This is a genomic window from Pseudomonas sp. PS02303, from assembly GCF_029959925.1.
In the GTDB taxonomy this organism is placed as follows: Bacteria; Pseudomonadota; Gammaproteobacteria; order Pseudomonadales; family Pseudomonadaceae; genus Aquipseudomonas; species Aquipseudomonas mandelii.
In genome coordinates this window covers 1-7,345 of the sequence record NZ_JASCOM010000280.1, presented here as the reverse complement: position 1 = coordinate 7,345, position 7,345 = coordinate 1, and the positions used below count along the sequence as shown (strand labels likewise).

Annotated in this window: 7 protein-coding genes; 6 read left to right on the top strand and 1 reads right to left on the bottom strand. The window is 61.8% G+C overall.

Annotated features, from left to right (window positions below):
- Positions 1-215: 215 nt before the first annotated feature.
- The 6 genes from pqqA (at position 216) to QMX98_RS30250 (ending at position 6,379) form a co-directional block, all read left to right on the top strand.
- Positions 216-287 (top strand): pyrroloquinoline quinone precursor peptide PqqA, encoded by a 72-nt coding sequence (gene pqqA / locus QMX98_RS30275; protein ID WP_010455123.1) that lies wholly within the window; start codon positions 216-218, stop codon positions 285-287.
- Positions 288-340: 53 nt separating this feature from the next.
- Positions 341-1,255: a pyrroloquinoline quinone biosynthesis protein PqqB gene (pqqB, locus tag QMX98_RS30270; RefSeq protein ID WP_083376519.1), complete on the top strand. Its 915-nt coding sequence runs from the start codon at positions 341-343 to the stop codon at positions 1,253-1,255.
- Between the two features lie 139 nt (positions 1,256-1,394).
- Entirely contained in the window at positions 1,395-2,147 is a 753-nt protein-coding gene (gene pqqC, locus QMX98_RS30265; RefSeq protein WP_282411855.1) for a pyrroloquinoline-quinone synthase PqqC, read from the top strand.
- Positions 2,144-3,277, top strand: a complete 1,134-nt coding sequence (pqqE, locus tag QMX98_RS30260) for a pyrroloquinoline quinone biosynthesis protein PqqE (protein WP_282411854.1) — start codon at positions 2,144-2,146, stop codon at positions 3,275-3,277. The genes pqqC and pqqE overlap by 4 nt, the downstream gene beginning before the upstream one ends.
- A 227-nt stretch (positions 3,278-3,504) precedes the next feature.
- Entirely contained in the window at positions 3,505-4,668 is a 1,164-nt protein-coding gene (gene ercA / locus QMX98_RS30255) for an alcohol dehydrogenase-like regulatory protein ErcA (RefSeq protein ID WP_010455114.1), read from the top strand.
- The gene (locus tag QMX98_RS30250) at positions 4,652-6,379 is read left to right on the top strand and encodes a NahK/ErcS family hybrid sensor histidine kinase/response regulator (protein WP_010455112.1); all 1,728 of its coding nucleotides are present in this window, start codon (positions 4,652-4,654) and stop codon (positions 6,377-6,379) included. The genes ercA and QMX98_RS30250 overlap by 17 nt, the downstream gene beginning before the upstream one ends.
- Here the strand turns inward: QMX98_RS30250 and QMX98_RS30245 are convergent.
- Positions 6,364-7,248, bottom strand: coding sequence for an aldose 1-epimerase (locus tag QMX98_RS30245; protein WP_282411853.1), 885 nt, complete (start codon positions 7,246-7,248; stop codon positions 6,364-6,366). The genes QMX98_RS30250 and QMX98_RS30245 overlap by 16 nt on opposite strands.
- Between the last annotated feature and the right edge of the window lie 97 nt (positions 7,249-7,345).

Below are 7,345 nucleotides of genomic sequence, written 5' to 3'. Positions count from 1 at the left end.
GAGCCTGCTCGCGAAGGCGGCCTGGCAGTCAACATCCATGTTGAATGTGCTGGCCTCTTCGCGAGCAGGCTCGCTCCCACATTGGTTTTTTGTGTGCCTGAAGACCCCCTACCAACGCACGCCGTGACCTCGTTCGAAAGTAGCATTCGGTCGTCTCGCGCCCCGTGCATTAATGGCTTTACCGGAATGTCCCGGCACAAGAAGAGGATTGACCCATGTGGAATAAACCCGCGTTTACCGATCTGCGCATTGGTTTTGAAGTGACGATGTATTTCGCCAACCGTTGATTGTCCACCCGGCCAGCCGTCGCGTTGGCCGGGCCTGCCTTCTGGAGCCTCCCATGCACATCCGCGTTCTCGGTTCCGCCGCTGGTGGCGGTTTTCCGCAATGGAACTGCAACTGCCGCCAATGCGCCGGGATGCGCAATGGCAGCCTGCGGGCGCAACGGCGCACGCAGTCGTCGATTGCCCTGAGCGACAACGGTGTGGAGTGGGTGCTGTGCAATGCGTCACCGGACATTCGCGCGCAGCTTGAAGGTTTCCCGGAGCTACAACCGGCCCGTCGCTTGCGCGATACGGCGATCGCCGCGGTCGTCCTGCTGGACAGCCAGATCGACCATTGCACCGGCCTGTTGAGCCTGCGCGAAGGCTGCCCGCATTCGGTCTGGTGCACGGAACGCGTGCATCAAGACCTGAGCAGTGGTTTTCCCTTATTCACCATGCTTGAGCACTGGAACGGCGGGTTGCACTGGCAACCGGTCGGGCTGGACCGTGAACCATTCCGCATCAAAGCCTGCGAACACCTGCAATTTCGCGCGATTCCCCTGGTGAGCAACGCGCCGCCGTACTCGCCCAATCGCGGCCATCCGCAACCGGGCGACACCATCGGTTTGTTTATCGAAGACCGGCGCAGCGGCGCCAGCGTGTTCTACGCCCCGGGCCTTGGGCAAATCGACGACGAAGTGCTGAGCTGGATGCAGCGCGCCGATTGCCTGCTGCTGGACGGCACCCTGTGGCGCGACGACGAGATGCGCGTGTGTGAAGTCGGCCAGAGTCTGGGCAGTGAAATGGGGCATCTACCGCAAAGCGGTCCTGGCGGGATGCTTGAAGTGCTGGAAGGGTTTACCCGTCAACGCAAAGTGCTGATCCACATTAACAACACCAATCCGATCCTCGATGAAGACTCGGCTGAGCGCGCGTTGCTGGCGCGGCGGGGGATTGAGGTGGCTTTTGATGGCATGAGTATTGAGCTGTAGCTCATGGCCTCTTCGCGGGCGAGCCTCGCTCCTGCAAGTTTTGTGTCGTGCGCCACTTCTGCAGTCGGCGAAACCTTGTAGGAGCGAGGCTTGCCCGCGAAGGTGTCAGCCGTAACACCGAGAAATCCGGAGAACCGCAATGACTGACCAACCCATGTCCCCCGCCGAGTTCGAGCAAGCCCTGCGCGCCAAAGGCGCCTATTACCACATCCACCACCCGTTCCACCAAGCCATGTACGCCGGCCGTGCTACCCGCGAGCAGATTCAGGGCTGGGTCGCCAATCGCTTCTACTACCAGGTGAACATCCCGCTCAAGGATGCCGCGATCCTCGCCAACTGCCCGGACCGCGACGTGCGCCGTGAATGGCTGCAACGCATCCTCGACCACGATGGCGTCCCCGGCAGCGAAGGCGGCATTGAAGCCTGGCTGCGTCTGGGTGAAGCGGTGGGGTTGGACCGTGAGCAAATCCTTTCTCAGGAATTGGTACTGCCTGGCGTGCGCTTCGCGGTGGACGCCTACGTCAATTTCGCCCGTCGCGCCTGTTGGCAGGAGGCGGCCAGCAGTTCGCTCACCGAACTGTTCGCGCCGCAGATCCATCAGTCCCGACTCGACGCCTGGCCCACCCATTACCCGTGGATCGACCCGGCCGGTTACGACTATTTCCGCACGCGCCTGAGCCAGGCGCGGCGCGATGTCGAGCATGGTTTGCGCATCACCCTGGCGCACTACGTCACGGTCGAAGGCCAGCAACGCATGTTGGAGATTCTGCAGTTGAAGCTCGACGTGCTGTGGAGCATGCTCGACGCGATGAGCATGGCCTATGAGCTGAGTCGGCCGCCGTATCACACCGTCACCAAGCAGAATGTCTGGCACCGGGGGATCGCCCTGTGAACCTGATCGAACAGCCACCCGGTCCGCCCTTGTGGTTATTGGCCGAGCTGACCTATCGCTGCCCGTTGCAATGCCCGTATTGCTCCAACCCGCTGGATTTCGCCCAGCAAGGCGAGGAATTGAGTACCGAAGAATGGATTCGGGTGTTCCGCGAAGCCCGGGAGATGGGCGCGGCGCAACTGGGTTTTTCTGGCGGTGAACCATTGGTGCGACAGGACCTGGCCGAGCTGATCAAAGCGGCGCGGGACATGGGTTATTACACCAACCTCATCACCTCGGGCATCGGCCTGACCGAGCAGAAAGTCCGCGACTTTAAGGTCGCCGGGCTGGACCACATCCAGATCAGCTTTCAGGCCGCCGACGAGCAGGTCAACAACATGCTCGCCGGCTCGCGCAAGGCCTTCGCCCAGAAGCTCGCCATGGCCCGAGCAGTCAAGGCCCAGGGTTACCCGATGGTGCTGAATTTCGTCACCCACCGGCACAACATCGACCAGATCGCGCAGATCATCGACCTGTGCCTGGAACTGGAAGCGGACTTCGTCGAGCTGGCCACCTGTCAGTTCTACGGCTGGGCCGAACTCAACCGCGTCGGCCTGTTGCCAACCCGCGAGCAATTGCAGCGTGCCGAGCGCATCACCAACGAATACCGCGAGCGACTCGAGGCCCAAGGGCATCCCTGCAAGCTGATCTTCGTCACCCCGGACTACTACGAAGAGCGCCCCAAGACCTGCATGAACGGCTGGGCCAACCTGTTTCTCGACATCACCCCGGACGGCACGGCACTGCCTTGTCACAGCGCCCGCCAGTTACCGGTGGAGTTTCCCAACGTGCGCGAGCATAGCGTCTCGCACATCTGGACCGAATCCTTCGGCTTCAATCGCTTTCGTGGCGATGACTGGATGAAAGAGCCGTGCCGCTCCTGCGATGAGAAGCACAAGGATTTGGGTGGGTGTCGCTGCCAGGCGTTCATGCTGACCGGTGATGCCGAAAACGCTGACCCGGTGTGCAGCATGTCGGCGCACCACGGGGTGATCCTCAAGGCCCGCGACGAAGCGGACGCGCCGGGGCAGGGCATGGAGCACCTTACGTTGCGTAACGAGAAAGCATCGCGGCTGATCTATCGCGGATAAACCAAGGACGACACAAATTCCCTGTAGGCGTGAGCCTGCTTGCGAAGAGGCCTGCACATTCAACATCTACATTGCCTGACCCACCGCTTTCGCGAGCAGGCTCGCTCCCACAGGGGATTTACGGTGAATACAATATCGGCCTGCTTGCTACCCATTGGTCTGATTGCATTCGCGTCGGGATGGGTTAGTGTGGTTCTACCTTCAAAACAATAAAAACAGGCTTTCCAATGAGCCAGAGTCTCAGCCAGCTGCGTAAATTCGTTTCGCCTGAAATCATCTTCGGTGCCGGTTGCCGGCATAACGTCGGCAACTGCGCCAAAACCTTTGGTGCGCGCAAGGTGCTGGTGGTCAGCGACCCCGGTGTGATTGCCGCCGGTTGGGTGGCCGATGTCGAAGCCAGCCTGCAAGCCCAGGGCATCGACTACTTTCTCTATAGCGACGTGTCACCCAACCCGCGGGTCGAGGAAGTCATGCTCGGCGCCGAGTTGTACAAGGAAAACCACTGCGATGTGATCGTTGCGGTCGGCGGTGGCAGCCCGATGGATTGCGGCAAAGGCATCGGCATCGTCGTCGCCCACGGGCGCAACATCCTTGAATTTGAAGGCGTGGACACCATTCGTGTGCCCAGCCCGCCGTTGATCCTGATTCCGACCACCGCCGGCACCTCGGCCGATGTCTCGCAATTCGTGATCATTTCCAACCAGCAAGAACGCATGAAGTTCTCCATCGTCAGCAAGGCCGTGGTGCCGGACGTGTCGCTGATCGACCCGGAAACCACCCTGAGCATGGACCCGTTCCTGTCGGCCTGTACCGGCATCGATGCGCTGGTGCATGCCATCGAAGCGTTCGTCTCCACCGGCCACGGGCCACTGACCGACCCGCACGCGCTGGAAGCGATGCGGTTGATCAACGGCAACCTGGTGCAGATGATCGCCAACCCGGGCGACATCGCCCTGCGCGAAAAAATCATGCTGGGCAGCATGCAGGCCGGCCTGGCGTTCTCCAACGCGATTCTGGGCGCGGTGCACGCGATGTCCCACAGCCTCGGCGGCTTCCTCGATTTGCCCCACGGCTTGTGTAACGCGGTATTGGTGGAACACGTGGTGGCGTTCAACTACAGCTCGGCGCCGGATCGCTTCAAGGTGATCGCCGAGACCCTCGGCATCGATTGCCGTGGCCTCAATCACCGGCAGATCAGCGGACGGCTGGTCGAGCACCTGATCGCCCTGAAACACGCGATCGGCTTCCATGAAACCCTGGGGTTGCACGGGGTCAGCACCGCGGACATTCCGTTCCTGTCGCAACACGCCATGCACGACCCCTGCATCCTCACCAACCCGCGCGAATCCAGTCAGCGTGATGTCGAGGTCGTCTATGGCGAAGCCCTCTGACGAGCAGCAACGCGCGCTCGCCGGGCTACTGGGATTAGGCAGCCACTCGGCGCGCAAGAGCCATTACCCGGAACTCGCCGCACGGCTGGACGAGCTGGAAGCCGAGCGCAACCGCTACAAGTGGCTGTTCGAAAACGCCGTGCACGGGATCTTCCAGGCCAGCCTGCTGCAAGGCATGCGCGCCGCCAACCCGGCGCTGGCACGAATGCTCGGCTATCAGGACCCGCAAGAAGTGTTGTTTTCGCTGGCGGACCTGGCGAGCAACCTGTTTGTCGGCGGTGCCCGGGAGCTGGAGAACATCGGCGAAATCCTCCGCCACCAAGGCAGCCTGCACGGTTATGAAACCCAATTGCGGCGCAAGGACGGCAGCAGCCTCGACGTGTTGATGAACCTGTTGCTCAAACCCGATCAGGAAGGGCTGGTAGAGGGCTTTGTCGCCGACATCACCGAACGCAAAATCGCCCAGCAGCGCCTGCAACAACTCAATGACGAATTGGAGCAGCGGGTGACTGCGCGCACCGACGAACTGCTCGAAGCCAATCGCAACCTGCAACAGCAGATCACCCAGCGTAAACAGATCGCAGAAGCGTTGCGCGACGCCCGGGACGCCGCCGAAGCCGCCAACCGCAGCAAGGACAAATACCTCGCGGCCGCCAGCCACGACCTGCTGCAACCGCTCAACGCCGCCCGTTTGCTGATCTCGACGTTACGCGAGCGCAAATTGCCGGATGTCGAGCAGGTGCTGGTGGAGCGCACGCACCAGGCCCTGGAAGGCGCTGAAGATTTGCTCACCGATTTGCTCGACATCTCCCGGCTCGATCAGGCCGCCGTCAAGCCGGACGTCGCGTTGTACCGCCTCGACGAATTGCTCGCGCCGCTGGTCTCGGAGTTCCAGTCGGTGGCCGAGGCCGCCGGGTTGAACCTGCGGGTGCACATGGGCGACTACGCCATTCACACCGACTTGCGCTTGATGACGCGGATCCTGCGCAACTTTCTCAGCAACGCCTGCCGATATACCGATGAGGGCTGCATTCTGCTGGGGGCCAGACGGCGCGGCAACATGCTGCGCCTGGAAGTGTGGGACACCGGGCGCGGGATCGCGGCGGACCGGCTGGACTCGATCTTCCTCGAATTCAATCAACTGGACGTCGGGCGCGCCGCTGACCGTAAGGGCGTGGGGCTCGGACTGGCGATTGTCGAGCGTATCGCCAAGATCCTCGGCTATAAAATCGGCGTACATTCGCGCCCGGGACGCGGTTCGATGTTCAGCATTGACGTGCCGATTTCCCATGAGATTCCGCTACCGATCAGTCTGGCCGCGCCGCAGCCGGGTACGGGTAACCCGTTGCCGGGCCGGCGCCTGCTGGTGCTGGACAACGAAGTGAGCATTCTGGAGAGCATGAGCGCGTTGCTCGGGCAGTGGGGTTGCGAGGTGGTCATTGCCACGGATGAACACTCAGCGCTGGCGGCCTTGCAGGGGCGGGCGCCGGAACTGATTCTGGCGGACTACCACCTCGATCACGGGGTGGTGGGCTGTGATGTGGTGCGGCACTTGCGCGAGCATTTCAACCGGACGATTCCAGCGGTGATCATCACCGCCGACCGCACCGACCAATGTCGGCGCTCGTTGCAGCGACTCGACGCGCCGCTGCTGAACAAGCCGGTGAAACCCGGCAAGTTGCGTGCAGTGCTCAGTCAGATGTTGGGCTGATCAAGCCGGCGATAGTGCAGGCTGAAACCCAGTTCGGTGGATTGACCTTGCTCCAGCAGACGCAGCCCCGGCCGACCCGGCAAGTGGTGGGCGTTGACCGGATGGCTGACTGGTTCGATGCAGAAAAAACCCAGGCCCACCGGGCAGTAGAGCAGGTAGTTATCGCTGCCGGTGGCCTGGCATTCCAGTTCATAACCGAGCTCGGGTTGCTGGATCAGGCAATGACCGTCCCATTCGCAGAAACCGTTGTCGACCAGCGTGTCCGGCAGGGTTTTGAGCTGATGAAAGTCCCACTCGTCGGGCACGTCCATCCGTTCGGTCGGCAGTTTCGATTGATCGCATAACCAGACTTTTTCCGCTTGGGCCTGTAGTCGCGTGCCGGCGGTGCGCGGAAAGTACGGGTGCAGGCCGAGCCCATGCCACGCGGGGTGTTTGGCCAAGTGGGTGACGTGCAGATCGATACTCAATCGGCCCTCTTTCAGATGAAACCGCTGCCGGGCGCGATAGGCGAAGGGGGCAATGCTGTTGAGTTGCAGGACGACTTCGTCATGGGTCTGCGACATCACCTGCCACGGTTGTTGCCAGGCGCTGCCGTGAATCGGTAACGGATCGGTGAGGCTGTTGGGCGTCAAGGCGAGCCAGCCTTCGGGGCAGTCAAAACCTCCTTCTGCGATGCGGTTAGACCAGGGGACCAGGGGATAGCACCCCAGCTTGCCCGGCAGGCCGGTGTTCAGCGCATGGGCGTCGTTGTGGCGCAGCAGCGGTTGCCCGGTACTGCGAACGGTCCAGTTGACAACGCTGCCGCCGAGTCCGGGGGCGAGGGTGAGGTGGGTGAGTTCGTCTTTGAGTTCGAGAATTTCTGGCGTCATGTTGACCCGCGATATTCAGGTTTTTCGGTAATGGGTGAACAGGCTGTTTGTAGGCGCCAGGCTTGCCGGCGAAGGCGCACTCAGGGACGCTTTCGCC

Excerpts from the sequence above, each read along its gene's own strand:
- pqqB (WP_083376519.1), top strand. The coding sequence starts at position 341 with ATGCACATCCGCGTTCTCGGTTCCGCCGCTGGTGGCGGTTTTCCGCAA.
- pqqC (WP_282411855.1), top strand. The coding sequence starts at position 1,395 with ATGACTGACCAACCCATGTCCCCCGCCGAGTTCGAGCAAGCCCTGCGC.
- ercA (WP_010455114.1), top strand. The coding sequence starts at position 3,505 with ATGAGCCAGAGTCTCAGCCAGCTGCGTAAATTCGTTTCGCCTGAAATC.
- QMX98_RS30250 (WP_010455112.1), top strand. The coding sequence starts at position 4,652 with ATGGCGAAGCCCTCTGACGAGCAGCAACGCGCGCTCGCCGGGCTACTG.
- QMX98_RS30245 (WP_282411853.1), bottom strand. The coding sequence starts at position 7,248 with ATGACGCCAGAAATTCTCGAACTCAAAGACGAACTCACCCACCTCACC.